The following is an 18,079-nucleotide window of genomic DNA, read 5'->3' as shown; positions in this document are numbered from 1 at the left end:
AGCTATGAAAAAAAATGGAATTATAATACTATTGAGTTTACTGTATAGTTTTTCTTCGTTATCTCAAAACTTCATTCAAGGCACGATTCTGAATAGCAATTCGAAAAAACCTATAGAAGGTGTAGCTGTTTATATCAAAAAACTTTCTTTAGAAAGAAAAACAAGCTTTAAAGGGATATTTGTATTCGAAGGTCTTCCTAATGGAGAGTATTTACTAGAAGTTAGAAAGGAAGGGTATAGTGCTCAAAAATATCCAATAGTTTTATTAGGAAAAAGGATACTTTTAGGAGAGCTTCTTATGGATGAGATAAACGATATCAAAGAGCCAGAAATGAGTACAATTCTAATTTCCGATGAAGAACTAGATTCAGAAAGAAATAGCATAGATAATATTTCAGGGTTATTACAGGCATCGAAAGGAATTTATTTACGAGCAGCAGCCTTTGATTTCAGTACTTCTTTTTTTAAGATACGAGGGTTAAATTCAGAAAATAGTAAGGTGTTAATCAACGGGGTTGAAATGAATAAGTTTACTACAAAGAAACCCTTATGGAGCAATTGGGGAGGGCTTAATGATGTATTTAGAAACCAAGATTTCACCAGTGGTTTAGGGGCTTCAAATGTTAGTTTTGGAGGGCTTTTAGGAACCGTGAATATGAATACGAGGGCTTCTGAATATAGAAAAAGAATCAAACTATCAATGGCCACTACTAATAGAAGTTATCAGCAAAGAATTATGGCGTCTTATACTTCTGGAATGCTAAAGAATGGATGGGCTTTTGCTATTTCAGCAGGGAAGAGAATCGGAGAAGAAGGATTTGTAGATGGAACGTTATATGATGGAAACTCGTTATTAATTTCTGTAGAAAATAAAATGAATGATAAGCATAGTATTAATCTTACAGGAATTGCTGCTTTTAGTAAAAGAGGAAAATCTTCAGCAAATACGGAAGAGGTGTATAAACTAAAAGGAATTAAATACAATCCTTATTGGGGGAACCAAGAAGGGAAGAAAAGAAATTCGCGTATAAAAAGGGTAGAAGAGCCCTTGTTTTTATGTAATCACTATTGGACTATTTCTAATAAGGCCAGTTTAAATACAAATTTATTGTATCAGTTTGGAGAAATAGGGAATAGTCGATTGGAGTACAATGGGAGATTTTTAAATAAAAATGTAAAGGATGGAGAAGGGAATTTTTTTATAGGAGCATTAGGAGGGGTAAATCCGATTCCTACTTATTATAAAAAGCTTCCAAGCTATAGCTTACGAGAGCGCTATTCTAATGCTTATGAGGTAATGCAAGATTTCATCCAAAATGGGCAATTAAAATGGAGTGAATTGTATGAAAAGAATTTAGGAACTAAAGGAAATGCTGCATATATTTTGTATGAAGATCGTAATGATGAAACACAGTTCGTAGTCAATAGTATTCTTGATGTAGCATTGACAAAACATATACAACTGAATGCAAAAATAAAATATCAACGAGTAAATTCAGTCAATTTTGCCGAGGTTCTAGATCTTCTAGGAGGAGTTGGATATTTAGATATTGATCCGTTTGGAGATACTTATGAAAGTAAGCAAGTAAATAACCTAACTCCTAATAGAGTTGTAGCAAGAGGAAATCGGTTTAAGTATAATTATCAGCTTTATGCAAATACTATTGATGGGTTTATACAGGCACAGTTCAATTATAAAAAAATAGATTTTTATATAGCAGCAAATATGTTAAAAACAACATATCAGCGAAAAGGGATGTATAAGAATGGAAAGTACCCCAACTCCTCATTAGGAAATAGTAGTTCATTAAGCTTTACAGGTGTAAAAGGGAAAGCAGGTGTAACTTATAAAGTAAATGGAAGGCATTTGTTGGAGCTTAATGGGGGGTATATGGTTGAAGCCCCAAATGTTCAAAATACTTTTATAAATATCAGAGAGAGTAATGAAGTGATACCCAATGTTACGGAAGAGAAAAAATTAAGTGCTGATATTAGTTATATCTTGAGAACTCCTATAGTTAGTGGAAAGTTAACAGGATATTATACTCATATAAAAGACATGAGTGAAGTTTCATTTTATTATGTAAATGGACGCTCGTTTTCTAAGGAAGCATTGGTAGGAATTGATAAAAAGAATATAGGTTTGGAGTTAGGTGTTGAGTTGAATATAATGCCAACAGTTAATATAAAAGGAGTTGTAGGAATAGGGCAATATTTTTATGATAGTAATCCTGATTTATACCTTTATTATGATGGGAAAAGGCAATTTGAAGGAGTTTCATTTTTAAAAAATTATAGGTTGGCAGGAGGTCCTCATAGTGCATATTCTATAGGGTTTGAATATAAAGATCCAGCATATTGGTTCGTAGGAAGTACAGCCAATTATTTTAGTAACGCTTATGTTGCTATTGCTCCATTAGCTAGAACTGCTATCTTTTCTTTAGATCCAGTAGATGGTTTGCCTTTTAATGATTATGAACCGGTAGAAGCAAAAAAATTACTCGAACAAGAGCGATTTAGTGATTATTTAATAATAAATGTGATAGGAGGAAAATCATGGAGAGTAGGAGAAAATCGATATATAGGGCTTTTTGTAAGTGTTAATAATGTATTAGATACAATATATAAAACAGGAGGTTATGAGCAGCGTAGAAATGCTGATTATAGAGGTTTGAAAGAAGATAAAGCATTGAAAAATCCAATCTTCGGGAATCAATATTGGTATGGGAGAGGGGCAACTTATTTTGTTAATCTTACGTATTCATTTTGAACTTGTTATTTGATGAAATTGTAAAAAATAAAAAAAGAGAAAGATGAAAATAATTAAAATTAAAGGCATTTGTGTTTTATTAGTAATAAGTAATTTTTTGCTCTCTTGCATAGAGCATAGTTTTACGATACCGGATATTGTAATAAAAGAACCTGAGATTCATACAGAGTTGACCATCCATAAAGTTCAGAAAGATTTAATGCAGGAGTTTAGAGCAAATGGGAAGTTAACATACACTTATCCGATTAGGAAAGAACCAACATATGTTATAGGCTATGTTATTTCTAATGATAGTGAAGGTAATTTTTATAAAAAGCTGATAATACAAGATCGTCCAACGAATCCTAATGCAGGTCTTGAGGTTCGAGTTAATAGTAGTTCTTTAAATCAGGTATATGAAGTTGGTAGAAAAGTGTATCTCAAATTGGATGGGCTAACAGTAACTTATGATGATGGTCAGCCTTTAAATAGTATCAACCCTACCAATGCCATTCCAGGAAAGTTTACATTGGGGCTTTTAAATTATATGGGAAGATTAGAAGCGATTCCTTCTACATCTTATCGAGATTATATAGTGAGATCATCTGTTGTAGAAGCTATAAAGCCAACGACCATTCGATTAAGGCAAATAGAAGAAAAATATATAAATACTTTTGTTTCTTTAGAAGGGATTCAATTTGAAAAGCAGCAACTAGGAAAAACTTTTTCGGGAGAAGTAAATGATCAGTATGATGGATTTAGGGCTTTATTAGAATGTGAAACAGGGAACTCTATCTTTTTGCAAACAAGTACTTTTGCTAGTTTTAAATCTAATAGATTGCCTAGTAAAAGTGGTAAAATTAATGCTGTCTTATCAAAGGATTTTGGTGCTGATTTTTTTGTGCTATTAGTTAATACGCCTTCTGATTTAGATTTTGTTGAGTTGAATAGATGCGATCCTACTGTTTTGGCTTGTGATTCGGAGGGTACAAATACAGGGATTGTTATATATGAAGAAAATTTTGAAAACAGGAACTCAATAACTGATTTAGAAGTAGAAGGATGGAGAAATGTCAATGTGAATGGAGGGGATAATTTATTTGCGTTGAATAAAAGTAATGGGAATAACTCAGTACAATTAGGCGCTTTCAGGTCAGGAGAAAACCCAATGGAAGTGTGGTTGGTAAGTCCTCCAATTAATTTAGACGCTTCGATTAATGAGTCTCTATCTTTTGACACCTTAACAGGATACAATAATGGAGAAGCTTTGTCAATATGGGTTGCTGCTGATTTCACAGGAGATATAGAAAGTGCAACGTGGTTGCATATAGAAGATGCGAAACTAGCAGATGGTCCAGTATCAGGATATCAAACGAATTTCACCAATTCAGGTAGTGTTGATGTTTCTTGTTTGTCTGGAAATATTCATTTAGCGTTTAGATATTTAGGAGGAGATGGAACAGTTACAACTACTTTCCGTATTGATAATGTTAAGTTTACAGGGAGTGAATAGGGTTTTCATTATAAGAAAGTAGCATAAGAAATTTAGAGGATGTTGTTAAGGACTATTTTTTCATAGGACGCATTAAACCTTCTTGAGCAACAGAGGCTATTAATTTCCCATCTCTTGTATAAATATTTCCACAAGCAAAGCCACGTGCACCAAAGGAGTTAGGGCTTTCTATAGAAAAAAGCATCCAATCATTAAAATCAAAATCTCTATAAAACCACATTGAATGATCTAAGCTGGCCATTTGCGTATTTCCAAAATTAGCTTCGCTAGCATTTGGATTCAAGCAAGCTGTTAAGATATTATAATCGGAGAGGTAGGTTAGTATTTGTTGCTTTATAGGTAAACTTAAATTAGTGGTGGCTCCTTTTAATTTGAACCATACATCTAAAACGGGAGGGAGGTTTTTAACTTCTAACGGGTTAGGTACTTCGGTAGGTTTGAATTCAATAGGGCGCTCAATACTTAAAAAAGCTTTTAGTTTTTTAGGTAAAAAGGCGCCAAATTGATCTAAAATATCTGTCCAACTTAATAATTCTTCAGGTTGTTTTATCTCTTTTTTGATGGGCATTTGATGCTCATACCCTTTTTCTACCTTATGAAAAGAGCAAGCTAAAATAAAAATGGTTTTCCCATTTTGAGAGGCAGTTACCCTACGTGTAGAAAAGCTACCACCATCCCTAATTCGTTGCACATGATAAGTGATAGGTAGTTCTAAATTTCCTGCTTCTAAAAAATAAGAGTGTAATGAGTGTAGAAAGCGGCTTTCAGAAACTGTTCTATAAGCTGCGTTTAATGATTGTGCTAGTACTTGTCCTCCAAAAACATTAGGGCTTCCAATGTCTTTACTAGTACCTTCAAAATCATTGTTTCCTAAATCTTTCAATGTAAGGATTTCTAGTAATTCTTGTGCGTTTTTCATCTTTACAGGTAATTTTTTATGAATTTTTTGATTTAAAAGGATGCATTTGCTTAAATTCAGTAGGTTGAATTCGTTTTAAAAACAAGCTGAGAATTCGGTTTGGAATTGATTTTTTATGGCGTAAATAAATAGTTAAATCTTGTGGTACAGCTCCAATAGAACTTTTAATTTCGCTTGCGGTACGTCCAAAATTAATAATGCTTAATTTGTTTTTAATAGCGATTCCTATATAGTCGTATAACATACGTTGGTAAATAGCATATGTTTTATTTAGTTCGTAGTCTATTCCTACAAAATGAGCGTCCAATGCATTTTGATTTATCATACCTGATAAAAAACCTACCATTTTATCTTGTAAATAATAGGCTTGTAATATATAAGCTTCTTTTAAATTTTGCTTGAGTGCTTTATAGGTGTTTATATTGAAATCATTCAGATTAAAGTTTGCTTTGGTAGAAACTTTTTTATAAAGCTCTTCCATTTTAGGCAAGAAAAGATCAATATTATCTTCTGTAATAATTTTAGTATCTAAATCGATACTTTGCTTAAAAGCTTTTTTTGCTTTTACTCGGAATTTTGTTTTTAATACTGCTAGATAATCATGAAAATCATTCCATTTTTCATCCAAATAGAGCACCATATTAGGCTCTACATTGAAAGAGTAGTACTGTAAACCATGAAGTTCATCAGTAATAAAAAGTGATTCTTGTATGAAGTCTTTCAACATATAAGCATCAACCTTATTCTTAAGATCTTTTTTAGAGTTTGGAAAGTTTGTAATAGCTCTTGCTAAATCTTTTATAACTTCTTTTTTGTTTTCATGCTCTTTAATAAAAACTCCATGTTCTCCACTTACAAAGGTATTTCCACAAGTTACTATTTTAAGAGGTTTTTCTGTAGAGATAACTCCTAATTTATGCCCAATAGATTTTATTTTTTCTACAGCTGATAATACTTTGTTTTGAACATTATCTAGATAAAAATCAAGGATTTGTATGCTTGCAAAGGCTATTGGATTTTGATGAATGTCTAGTAGAACAATATAGGAAAATGAAATTTGTGGATTGTTTACTTCTAGTGCGCTTAAATATAAGGGATTAAAGTAGTTGTTATTAGTGCATTGAAGTTTTTCCCAAAGATCATTTGGAATTTCGTTTATTGATAAAAAATAACGAGCATTAGGGGTATTGTTATTACAGGATAAAATCTTCACTTAAGAGCTTTATAATTGGGGCGTAAATTACTAAAAGTTTACTGAATACAAATCATGAGATGATTTTATTCCAAATAGGAACTTTTAGAACTTTGCTTATTTTTACCATGTCGCTTAAAAGGTGAGTTTTATCTCCATGATTTAGTAAATTATACCTATTACCGTTTTTAGTAATTATATTTAATTCATAAGAAGGATAACTATTTGAAGAGCGCTTGCTTTTAGAGAATTTTTCTATAATTTGTAGTGCGTATATTTCCTGAAATAAAATTTTCTTATTAAAAAAAGTAATGTCTTTTTTAAAGGTGTTGATATAAACCTTGGGTAAAGATAAGGCTATAAGGAAGATTCCTGTGAGTAAAAAAGGACCTCCAGAAGTAAAGAATAATTTACCTATTTGTATAAAAGAAAATGAAGAACAGAGTGATTCATAGTGTTGAACGATTGAGAAAAGAAGGTAGTTTCCCCCGATTAAAAAGAAGCTCCAAGCAAATACTTTTATAACTGGACTGGCCATTATCTGGTATCCATTTTTCGTCTTTTTTAAAATTTCACTTTTAAAATTACTACTGCTACTTTCTAAAGAGTTCCATGAAATTTGCTGAGCGATTCTATCTTTCTCTGGGTTTTCAAAATTAAAATTGATCCTTTTGCTTTTAGTTGCTTTCTTTTTATTAGAACTGTGGCAAAGCCCTATTATATAAATACCCATAAGGATTAAAATAATTAATAAACCTCCTGTTTTATAATACAGAAATTTTTGTCTTCTGTAAACCTTTGTGTGGATAGGGATAGTGATTTCTAATTTTTTAATTAAATGATTGTCTTTAGTGTTTGTTTTTTTTAGCTGTTTTAAAGAATCTAATGTATAAATGTTATTTCGAAGTGTTATTTGATGTTCTTTGTAATCATTATATTTTTTTTGAATTTCAGGAGCAATTACAAAAAGGATAAAACCAACAGGAATTACTAGAAATAACCAAGACCTGTTAAAAAATGATTTAGTCATAATTTTTTTTATTGCAAATTTGAGAATATTTTTAATTCTCCATGTAAAAAAGCTCCTTTGATTTTTAAACAAAGGAGCTTTTAAAATGCATAGAGATACATAAACTTATCCTACAATATTGATAATTTTTCCAGGAACTACAATTACTTTCTTAGGAGTCCTTCCTTGTAACTGTGATAATGTTCGCTCATCTGCCATAACAATTTTTTCAATTTCTTCCTTATTTAAATCTAAAGGTAACTCTAAGGTAAAACGTGTCTTTCCATTGAAAGAAATAGGATAGTTTTTAGCGCTCTCTACCAAATAAGAAGCCTCAAACTTAGGAAAGCGTACAGTAGCTATTGAAGTATTATGTCCTAATTGATTCCATAGCTCTTCTGCTATATGTGGTGCATATGGTGAAATTAATACTAAAAGAGGTTCTAAGATAGCTCTTTTATTACATTTTTGAGCAGTTAGCTCATTTACTGCAATCATAAAGGTAGAAACAGAAGTATTAAACGAGAAGTTTTCAATATCGTCTTCTACTTTTTTTATTGTTTTATGCAATGTTTTTAGTTCTTCTTTAGTTGGTTCAGCATCGGAAACAGTAATCCCTTCTGAGCCAACATAAAGCTTCCATAATTTTTTTAAGAAAGAAGATACTCCTGATATTCCTGAAGTCTTCCAAGGTTTTGTTTGTTCTAGTGGACCTAAAAACATTTCAAATAAACGCAAAGCATCAGCACCATACTCTTCGCAAATCAAATCAGGATTGACTACATTGTATTTTGATTTAGACATCTTTTCAACCTCTCTTCCAACTATATATTTACCCTCTTCTAAGATAAACGTTGCATTTTTAAAATCGATGTTTAAAGGGTGGTTTTTAAAGCCTTCTATATCCAATTCATCTGAAGAATTTACTAGAGAAACATCAGCATGTATTGGTTGTACCTTCTTTTGGGCAATTAGTCCTTTAGAAACAAAAGTATTGGTTCCTTCTACTCTATAAACAAAAGCAGAGGTTCCTAAAATCATACCTTGGTTAATTAGTTTTTTTGCAAATTCATCTGTAGGTAATAGCCCTTTGTCAAATAAGAATTTTTGCCAAAAGCGGGCATATAGTAAGTGCCCTGTGGCATGCTCAGAGCCACCTATATATAAATCAACCTCTTTCCAATAGTCAACCGCTTCTTTGCTAACAAAGCTATCTTGATTGTTAGCATCCATATAGCGATTGAAATACCAAGAGCTTCCTGCCCATCCAGGCATGGTGTTTAATTCTAGAGGGAATATAGTTTTATGATTAATTTTATTATTTTCAACAACTGTATTCGTAGTGGTATCCCATGCCCAAGCAGTTGCATTTCCTAAAGGAGGTTTTCCGTCTTCTGTAGGTAAATATTTTTCAACTTCTGGAAGCACGATCGGTAAATATTTGGAAGCAATTACTTGAGGCATTCCTTCTTTATAATACACAGGGAAAGGCTCTCCCCAGTATCGTTGGCGGCTAAATACGGCGTCACGTAAACGGTAATTAATTTTTCCAAACCCAAAGCCACGTTGTTCTATTTCATAGATAGCTAATTTCATAGCTTTTTTATAAGATAGGCCATTTAAGAAGTCAGAATTAGCTATTTTAGTGCCTTCTTTATCAGTATGCGCCCCTTCAGAGATAGCTACATTTTCAAAAATATTAGGAATTTCTAATCCAAAGTGCTTTGCAAAATCATAGTCACGTTGATCTCCGCAAGGAACAGCCATAACAGCTCCAGTTCCATAGCTAGCTAATACGTAATCACCAATCCAAATAGGAACTTGTTTTCCTGTAAAAGGATGTAGCGCGTACGCTCCTGTGAAAACTCCAGAAATAGTTTTAACATCAGCCATTCTATCTCTTTCAGAACGTTTGGCTGTTGCTGTTATATAAGCATTAACGGCTTCTTTTTGCTCAGCAGTTGTAATTTGGCTAACCAATTTATGCTCAGGAGCAAGAGTCATAAAAGAAACTCCGTAAATAGTGTCAGGTCGTGTTGTAAATACATCAATTTTGTCATCATGACCATTGATATTGAAAGAGACCATTGCTCCTTGAGAGCGGCCAATCCAGTTGGTTTGAGAGTCCTTTAAAGGTTGAGGCCAATCAATTTTTTGCAAACCATCTAACAAACGTTGGGCATAAGCAGAAATACGCATTGACCACTGAGTCATTTTCTTACGAATAACAGGGTGTGATCCTCGCTCAGAAAGTCCGTTTATAATTTCATCATTTGCCAAAACGGTACCTAATGCAGGGCACCAGTTAACCTCTGTATCAGATAAAAAGGTTAAACGATATTGTAATAAAATCTCTTGCTGTTTTGTAGCTGAAAAAGTTTTCCAATCATTTGAAGAAAAGCAAGTTGTATTTTCATCTGAAACAGCGTTTACATTTGCATTTCCTGCTAACTCGAATGTTGAAATTAGGGTTGAAATATCTTCGGCTCTATCAGTGTCTTTATTATACCAAGAGTTAAACAGTTGTATAAAAATCCATTGAGTCCATTTGTAATATTCCGGATTAGAAGTTCTCACTTCTCTAGACCAGTCGAAAGAAAAACCTATATTATCCAGTTGACGACGGTAAGTTTTGATATTTGTTTCTGTAGTGATAGCAGGGTGCTGCCCTGTTTGAATAGCATATTGCTCTGCTGGCAAACCAAAAGAGTCATATCCTTGAGGATGCAATACATTAAATCCTTTATGACGTTTGTAACGGGCATAGATATCACTTGCAATATAACCTAAAGGGTGTCCAACGTGTAGCCCTGCTCCAGAAGGGTAAGGAAACATATCTAAAACATAGTATTTAGGTTTTTCCGATGTATTGCTGGCTTTAAAAGTTTGGTTATCTGCCCAAAACTGTTGCCATTTCTTTTCTATTTCTTGGTGATTGTATTGCATTGTATATCTTTTAAGAAGCTGCAAATTTACGCTTATTGTTTGGAAGTATAAAACATCCATTACATTGAAATAAAATACATAAAAAAACCTTTTCTTCCCGAAAAGGTTTTTTTATGTATTTTATGATTGTTTTTCGTTATCCTTTCACAGGAACAGACACAACAGTAGTTCCCCATCCTAGGTACATAGTTGCATCATTATCTTTACCATCAAAAGCAATAGAAAAAGCTTCAATAGGTTTTTTAGATTTTGAAAGCTTTCCTGTTACGCGAACTACATCTTCATTTTCTTTATAAAAATAAGAACCCCAAACATTTTTAGCAGTGCTTAAGATAAAGGTCCAATTTTCTTTCCCTGGAATTGTAAATAAAGTATAAGTGCCAGCTTTTACATTTTTTCCTCCAAAAGTAACATCTTTATAAAAAGTAATTTCGGGAGCTTCGTTTGCTCCTGTTCTCCAAACTTTTCCTTCAGGTGCTAACTTTGTTAGAGATCTACCTTTTAATTGAGGGCGACTGTAAATAATTTTCACTAATTTATCTGATACTCTATAACTACTAGGGTAGGTAGCAGCATCCATAGGGCTTTTATCTAGTCCTGCAAACTTTTGGGCTGTAATTTCATTAGAAAACAGTATTGTTACTGCCAAAACAACCAATGCTAAAATTCTTTTTTTCATTTTATATAGATCTAAAAATTAATTTATGTATTACACTAGTCTTTAAATGTATAATTCCTTACATAAAGACACTGTTAAAATGAAGATAATTTTGAAAAAATAAGCTTTTTAGGCAGTGTGTTAATGAGTGTTATAAGTATTAGGCTAATTCCAAAAGTAGGTAATATCACTCCTAATAGTATGAGTATGAATATGATTCCTTTTTCCACTTTAAATTTTGATGGTACTTTAGGAACTCCCCAATGACCTTTTCTTTTTCTTAATAAATAAGAAGCTAAAGCAGATAAGCTCATTATTGTAAGTATAATTGCTAAAGAAAACATTACCCACCAGTTCCAAGTACCAAATTGACCTTGATGAAAAGCCATTACCCACATTCTCCCCCTCATTAAAACACCTACATCACTCCAGTTGTGCTGTTTGATTAATTTTCCAGAGTATTGGTCGAAATGTAGCATTTTCTGGCTAGCTAAATCATAAGTTTTATTAGAAACACTAAAGGTACCTTTTGAAGTTTTAGGTAAGCCTATACTTGTAATTCCTTTTAGTTGTTGTTGCTTAGCTATGATTACCATTTCGTCTAAGGTAATAGGTTTTTCAGCAGGAACTGAAGCAAGTCCTTTACCGCTCCATGTTTTTGGATATCCTGTATTGGTGATTTTCTGAACCCATTTAAAATTACTTCCAAAAATATCTGTCCAAGGTAACCCTCCTGCTAGTGTTATCAATAATAAAATAGAAATCCAAAAACCAATAACAGCATGTATATCTCTATAGAAGAGCTGTTTCCCTTTTTTGAAACGAATTAAAAAAACACCATTAATTCCTTTTTTGAATGGCCACCAAACATACAACCCCGTAATAATGAGTACAACCATCCAACTAGCAACCAGTTCTATAATCTTTGTGCCTATTTTACCACCCAGTAGCTCTCCATGCAGTTTTCTGATATTATACATCCAAGAATCTTTAGGAGAAAAAGTACCTACTGTTTCTCCAGAATAAGGATTGATATATATGTTTTTTCTTCCACCAAACCTTCCTGATGTAAATATGGTATTTACTAGTGAGTCAGTAGAGATAATCAAACTATTTAATGGCTTTTTAGAGGCTTTTTGAGCGAGTTTCCACTGTTTTTGATAAGATAATAGTTGTTGTTTTTCTTGCTTTTGCGTAATTTTTTGAAAAGAGGCTACGTCTTTCTTTTCAATATCTGGATTAAATAGATAAATAGCTCCTGTTATTGAAAGGACTAGTACAAAAGGAAGTGAAATGATTCCTCCTATAAAATGCCACTTCCAGATCCATTGGTTTAATTTTCGATTTTTCATGAAAAGATACTTCCTTAGATTATATAATGTTATAAGCATCACTCACTTGAATAAAGTTTATTCAAGTGAGTATTAACCTAATATGATTCTGGTTTAAAAGTTATACTTTACACCGAGGTGGAAAGCCTTAGGATTTCCAATGCTATAGGAATTTTGTTTACTCCAAGGGCTATAAGAAGCTCTTACAGCATATAACTGGTCAAATATATTTAAAGCATGCATCCAAACTTCAAGTTTTTTGATTCTATAAGTTATTCTTAGGTTAAACACATGGTGCCCTTTATAAGTAGAGGTGCCTTTAATACTATTTCCATTGGTGTCTTTACCAATAATGGCTTGATTTTCAAAGCTGGTATTGTATTTTCCAATCTGTTCATGTTCTAAACTTATATTTAAATTTTGAATAGGTTTGTAAGTAAGGCTAGCATTGGCTAAATAATTAGGAGCGGTTTGCATATCTGTATTAGAATAATCAATATTTCTATGAAAGAAACGGGTATATCTATGCGTAGCATAACTTCCACTGTAGGAAAAAGAAAGGTGCTCTAAGAAATTATATTTTATTCCTAATTCGATACCTCTTGAGCGTGTTTTTCCTGCATTTTTTTGTGCAAAATTACCATTTGCATCTCTGATAGAAATCAGACGGTCTTTTCCATCTAGTTGATATAATGCAATGTCTAACTTTAGTTTTGAAGGAACTGAGAAATATCCGCCAATTTCATAGTTGTTAAATTTAGCAGGGTTAAGATCAAAAACAGTATTTCCGGCCATTTTATTCTTAGAATTTCTGAATAAAGATGCCGTTTGTGGTGGAGTAAAACCTTTCGAGTAATTTACATAAATACCGGAGTTTCTATTTATGTTATAATTAAGCCCTAGTTTAGGAGCAATATTATGATAGGTAACTTTAGTATCTTTTACCCCAGCGATATCTTCTATCCGATTGTTGTAATCATAAGAAAAGCCATCGTAACGAATAGCACTAGTAAACTTTAAAGATTCCAATGGAGAAATTTCAAATTGAGCATAGCCTGCATAGTTAAAAATATCGGCATCATAGTTGAGTATGTCAGCGTCTTTTTTTAGGGAGTAGGCTATGTTTTGTGCATTATTGGTATTTACTGTTACATCAATTTTTTCTGCTATATAGTCTTGAGGAGAAAAATCTGCTGTAGCTCCTGTAATTAAAGATGCACTTGCAAAGTTAAAGTCAATTTTATGTTGTATTAAACCTACATAACTGGTGAACTTATTGGAATTGATTTCACCAGTTCCAGTTCCTGTTAGCTTTCCATTTTCTCTATGTTGTTTAATTCTATATGAAGGAATTTGATTCATTTCATTATTTCGGTATATAAAATTGAAAGATGTTTTATGATGGTCATTCCATATTTTATTTAACGAAGAGCGAAATCGGATTGATTTGGCTTCCCTTTCGGTAAATGTTTGATTACTCTTATAGTCTCCATCAAGATAATTTTTTTCAGAAATAGAGCCAGACATATCTGAACGATAATCAATGAATGTAACGGTGTTTATCCATTTTAAATTTTCAGAGAAATCATTCACATTTTTAAACGTCAGTGCCGTTTTTTCGTAGTTAGAATGGGCAACTGGGCCATTTTTTCGTGCTATATGATGTCCTCCAAAATAAAAACCATATTTTTCGTTTACTGTAGTTGAAATATCAGCTTCTTGTCTAGTGAGTCCTAAACTATTAATTTGAAGACCTAAAGAACCGCTTAGTTCTTTTGAGGGGTTTTTAGTGATAAAGTTAAAGCTACCTCCAATAGCTTCACTACCATAAATACTAGAAGCAGGTCCTTTTAAAACTTCTACGCGATTAAACGCAGTAGAGTTCATTTCTAATAAAGCATTATGATTGAATACAGCTACCGGCCTAATTGGTAGTCCATCTTCAATGTATAGAAATAAAGATTTCGTAGATATGGGAGATCTAGTCGCCATGAAATGCTGTTCGTTACTAGCTGCTTTTGAAGTGCTCATAAAAACTCCAGGTATTTGATTTACTAATTGTTCGATACCAAAAGCTTTTGTTTCCTTTATTTGAGTAGAGCTTAGTACACCTATAGCAGCTGGTATTTCTTTTCTTTTTTGGATTTCTCTACTTGCTGATACAATAATTTCTTCTAAGCTTTCAATGGTTTCCTCTAAAGAAATAAGATTCTTTTTTTTTAGTAGTGTGATCGTTTTGGTATTAAAACCAATGCTAGATATTTGTACGCTAGGAGTAGTAAGTGTAATGCTGAAAGATCCATGAAGGTCAGTAGTAGTTCCTTTGTTTTTGTTTTCTAAAGAAATTATAGCAGCACCGACAACAGGATTGTTGTTTTGGTCAATAATCTTGCCTGTATATATCTGTTGCGAATAAGACATTATAGGTAATATAATTGCTATACAGATGATTAAAATTTTGTTATTCATGATTGTATTTTAACATAGAGTTACTAGCTTGTTATTAAGAGATAACTCTATTATTATTGTGTTTTTTAGTTTACAGTTGAAATAGAAAATTAAAAATTGTAGTTAAGATAGATACTCGTTCTGTACTCTATTTCAATAGTTCCTTGAGCTAATTTTTGGTTTATGGGGTATATAGCTAATGCACCAAAGGTTAATTTCTCAGTGTTATACTCCATACCAATATTTGAAAATAAAGCATGTCCTTTAGTATTTTTGATTTCGAGATTGAATTTTTTATTGCTTTTGTAAAACTCACCAGAAATACCTAAAGAAGGTACGAAAGAATGATTTTGATTGTCTTTAAAAACGTAAAAAAAAGAACTGCTGAAATTGAGTTGATTCCCAAATTTATATTCTTTTTCATTGGTTGTCTTAAAGTAGTAATTTAAAAAATTAGTCATCCCTAGTTCATTATATTTATATGTATATTGAATATTTGTCATATAATCAATACTTCCTGTGCCTAATTGAAAGCTAGGATTGATAGTATTATTTATTTTTTCATCAAATTTTCCAGTTGGTATTTTAATTCCTCCACCTATTTTTAACAAATGATTTGTTGAGGTAATTTTATCGGTTGTTTCTATATAATTACTGTTTTGTTTTTTTAGTAAGGTATAATTAGCAAATAAACTGATATCTCCGAGTCCATTTATAGAGGTTGTCTTATTGATGTAGTTTCTATGATGGAAATGAAAGGGAACGAAGGCTTGAATTTCTATATTTTCAGTAATAGGAATTCGAGACCAAATTTGTATCGTATTAAATGATTCATCAATGCTAGGCGAATTATTAAAAATTCCATCTTTGGAGTTGTACTTTTGGTATAAATACCTAATACCGATAAAATTATTATCGATAACACCTCCCATGCCTAAGCTACCTCCGTTATTACCACATCCGCAAGCATCACAATCTTCTAAAAAAGATTCATAGCTTGTAGGGAATGGGTTGTTTCCTATGCTGTTTGCTGAAAATAGTATAGATAGTAGTACGAATAGAATATTATTTTTCTTTAAATCTTTCATCGTTAATAAATTCATTATCTGTTAGAGTTTCTAAAAAGAGGATTATGTTTTGTTGTTCCTCTGAAGACATAGGGATACCTAAAGAACCATTGTCGTGTTTTAATATAGGGGCTAGGTTTTCTGTTTCTTGCATTCCATTAGCATAAAAATTGAGCACAGATTTTAATGATCCAAACCTGCCGTCATGCATATAAGGAGCTGTTAGAGCAATATTTCTAAGACTAGGAACTTTAAATTTATATTTATCTTCAGGCAAAAGAGTTACACGCATTCTTCCTACATCGTTGATTTCTGGATTGATAGGTAATCCATTGTTTTTAAATGAATCATCAGTAAATAAAGCAGTCTTGTGACAAGAAGCGCATTTCTTTTCAAATAAACGAAGCCCTTCTTTTTCACTTTCCGTAAAATCACCTCCAGGTTCATTCCTAATGTACTTATCGTATTTAGAATTTGCTGAAACCATCATGATCATGAACTGAGAAAGTGCTTTGAAGGTATTTTCTGTATTTATTTTACCATCTTCAAATGCCAGCGTGTATAAATCTTGATAGTAGGGATCTTGTTGAAGTTTTTCAAGAACATTAGTTACGGTTTCTCCCATTTCATTCTCATTAGTTATGGGAATGATAGGGAATAAATCTAAATGAAAAGCTGCTCCGTCCCAAGCGAATTGGCTTTGAAAAACCATATTTTGTATAGGTTGCGAATTTCGAGTTCCTTTTCTGTCTTCGACGCCATGGCTGAATTGATGGCCATGATGAGTGAATGCGAATTTTTGTTGATGACAAAAAGCGCAAGCAACAGCACCATCAGAAGACAATCTTCCATCATAAAATAGTTTTTTTCCTAGTTCAAATCCTTTATCAGTCAAAGGATTACTTTCTAAGTTATATTTTAATTCAGGAAAATTACTAGGTTTTTCAAAAGGTAATGGCACCTTTTCATATTTTACAGTTTCGTTATTACAGTTTGTAAAAAAGATCAACCCGCTAATTAATAATATAATTTTTTTCATCTTTTAATGTTTGATGAGTTTATCATAAGCTTGTAAAAAACATGCGTGTTCCGTTCAATTCCACTTTTGTAAAAAAAAGTAAAAGGGAAAGGATATTTTTAAACTATGATTTTTTACTGAAGTGATTTCAACTTTTTGTTTTGAAGCGAAAATTTAGGGTTTTTTGCCCTAATACGTCTTTTTTGAGTAACATAGCCTTAGCTACGTTGTGAGAAAAAGCTAACTTCACTATAAGATGATTAAAAAAACAACAGGTGTTGATGTATATACCTGTTGGTTTTAGGCTTTTAATGGTGGCTGTCACTACCGTTATGAACATGATGAACAGCAAACATTTCTTTATTATTATCGGCTATTAAGCTGGCTTTTTCACCTCCCATGATAGTAGTGCCTTCTGAAAGCTTAATTTTATGAGTACCATCTAGCATTTTACTGGCATCTACCTTTATGTGGATTTGTGGAGATTTATCGTGATCAACTAAAGCGGTCTCCATAGAAACTTCTACTTCTTTGTATAAATCTATTGAGGTACCACGACTAGCAATATGCAGCATGAATTTTTCTTTGTCTGCTTGACCGCTGGTTTTAACGTTACCTTCTAAAACGACAAATTTATATCCCGCTTGCCAGTTCCATGTTAAATTATATCCTTCTGCTTTTGTCCAAAATTCTTCTTGAGCAGCTTGCCCTTCCATATATCTTTTTTGATCTACGCCGATACCAAATCTCATTTTAATATACTTTCCAGCAGGCATATCTTTGAGCATTACCTTCACATTTTTATCTTTACCGTTTCCTCCTTCGCTAATAATAAAATAACTTTTTTCTTTTGGATAAGGAACTTCCTTTCCCTCTTCAGTAATTAAAACAAAATTACTTACGATATAATCAAAAGAGGATATCGTTAAGTTTTCGCCGTTACCATTAATATATGAGCTTCCTAAGATTAAATCATCTTCATTGAAGGAGCTGTCAAATTCAATAGAAACGTTATTTTTTCCTCCGTGTGTTATAGGAGTATCATCATCACTACAAGAAGTGAAAGTAAAAATTGAGGTAATTGCTAATAAAGTGAATATTTTTTTCATGTTGTATGTGTTTATCATCCTAAATAAACAAAAGTTAGTTTTTTAGAATGTTGTTTTTAAAGATTTAATTGTTCGTATGCCTCATGTATTGTACAGAGGCATAAAGTATGAGTGCTTATG

The 18,079-nt window shown here is 32.3% G+C and carries 12 protein-coding genes; 2 read left to right on the top strand and 10 right to left on the bottom strand.

The genetic code is table 11. The features are described from left to right. The first annotated feature begins 4 nt into the window (after positions 1-4). Together MARIT_RS14640 and MARIT_RS14635 are read left to right on the top strand one after the other, a co-directional pair. Positions 5-2,770: a carboxypeptidase regulatory-like domain-containing protein gene (locus MARIT_RS14640; RefSeq protein ID WP_100211902.1), complete on the top strand. Its 2,766-nt coding sequence runs from the start codon at positions 5-7 to the stop codon at positions 2,768-2,770. A gap of 43 nt (positions 2,771-2,813) precedes the next feature. Continuing rightward, positions 2,814-4,262 (top strand): DUF5689 domain-containing protein, encoded by a 1,449-nt coding sequence (locus tag MARIT_RS14635; protein WP_100211901.1) that lies wholly within the window; start codon positions 2,814-2,816, stop codon positions 4,260-4,262. 52 nt (positions 4,263-4,314) lie between these two features. On the opposite strand, the gene MARIT_RS14630 is transcribed toward MARIT_RS14635, so the two are convergent. The 10 genes from MARIT_RS14630 to MARIT_RS14585 form a co-directional block, all read right to left on the bottom strand. Continuing rightward, positions 4,315-5,181 (bottom strand): acyl-CoA thioesterase, encoded by an 867-nt coding sequence (locus MARIT_RS14630; protein ID WP_100211900.1) that lies wholly within the window; start codon positions 5,179-5,181, stop codon positions 4,315-4,317. Positions 5,182-5,197: 16 nt separating this feature from the next. Next, positions 5,198-6,394 carry a peptidogalycan biosysnthesis protein gene (locus MARIT_RS14625; protein WP_231975163.1) on the bottom strand — a complete coding sequence of 399 codons (1,197 nt, stop codon included), beginning with the start codon at positions 6,392-6,394 and terminating at the stop codon, positions 5,198-5,200. A 52-nt stretch (positions 6,395-6,446) separates the two neighbouring features. After that, on the bottom strand, positions 6,447-7,403 hold the full coding sequence (locus tag MARIT_RS14620) for a hypothetical protein (RefSeq protein WP_100211899.1): 957 nt from the start codon (positions 7,401-7,403) through the stop codon (positions 6,447-6,449). Positions 7,404-7,508: 105 nt separating this feature from the next. Continuing rightward, positions 7,509-10,328, bottom strand: a complete 2,820-nt coding sequence (gene leuS, locus MARIT_RS14615; RefSeq protein ID WP_100211898.1) for a leucine--tRNA ligase — start codon at positions 10,326-10,328, stop codon at positions 7,509-7,511. Positions 10,329-10,464: 136 nt separating this feature from the next. After that, a complete protein-coding gene (locus MARIT_RS14610; RefSeq protein ID WP_100211897.1) occupies positions 10,465-11,007 on the bottom strand; it encodes a DUF2911 domain-containing protein in 543 nt (180 codons plus the stop codon). Between the two features lie 74 nt (positions 11,008-11,081). Then, positions 11,082-12,338 carry a PepSY-associated TM helix domain-containing protein gene (locus MARIT_RS14605; protein WP_100211896.1) on the bottom strand — a complete coding sequence of 419 codons (1,257 nt, stop codon included), beginning with the start codon at positions 12,336-12,338 and terminating at the stop codon, positions 11,082-11,084. A 93-nt stretch (positions 12,339-12,431) separates the two neighbouring features. Next, complete coding sequence (locus MARIT_RS14600) at positions 12,432-14,786, bottom strand: TonB-dependent receptor (protein ID WP_100211895.1); 2,355 nt, start codon at positions 14,784-14,786, stop codon at positions 12,432-12,434. Between the two features lie 89 nt (positions 14,787-14,875). After that, positions 14,876-15,868: a hypothetical protein gene (locus tag MARIT_RS14595; RefSeq protein ID WP_100211894.1), complete on the bottom strand. Its 993-nt coding sequence runs from the start codon at positions 15,866-15,868 to the stop codon at positions 14,876-14,878. After that, positions 15,831-16,871, bottom strand: a complete 1,041-nt coding sequence (locus tag MARIT_RS14590) for a cytochrome-c peroxidase (protein WP_100211893.1) — start codon at positions 16,869-16,871, stop codon at positions 15,831-15,833. The genes MARIT_RS14595 and MARIT_RS14590 overlap by 38 nt, the downstream gene beginning before the upstream one ends. A 287-nt stretch (positions 16,872-17,158) precedes the next feature. Next, complete coding sequence (locus MARIT_RS14585; protein ID WP_024740228.1) at positions 17,159-17,959, bottom strand: MbnP family protein; 801 nt, start codon at positions 17,957-17,959, stop codon at positions 17,159-17,161. Positions 17,960-18,079: the final 120 nt, after the last annotated feature.

This window comes from Tenacibaculum maritimum NCIMB 2154 (assembly GCF_900119795.1).
GTDB lineage: Bacteria > Bacteroidota > Bacteroidia > Flavobacteriales > Flavobacteriaceae > Polaribacter > Polaribacter maritimus.
The sequence above is the reverse complement of the archived record's forward strand: the minus strand, read 5'-3'. Positions and strand labels throughout refer to the sequence as shown.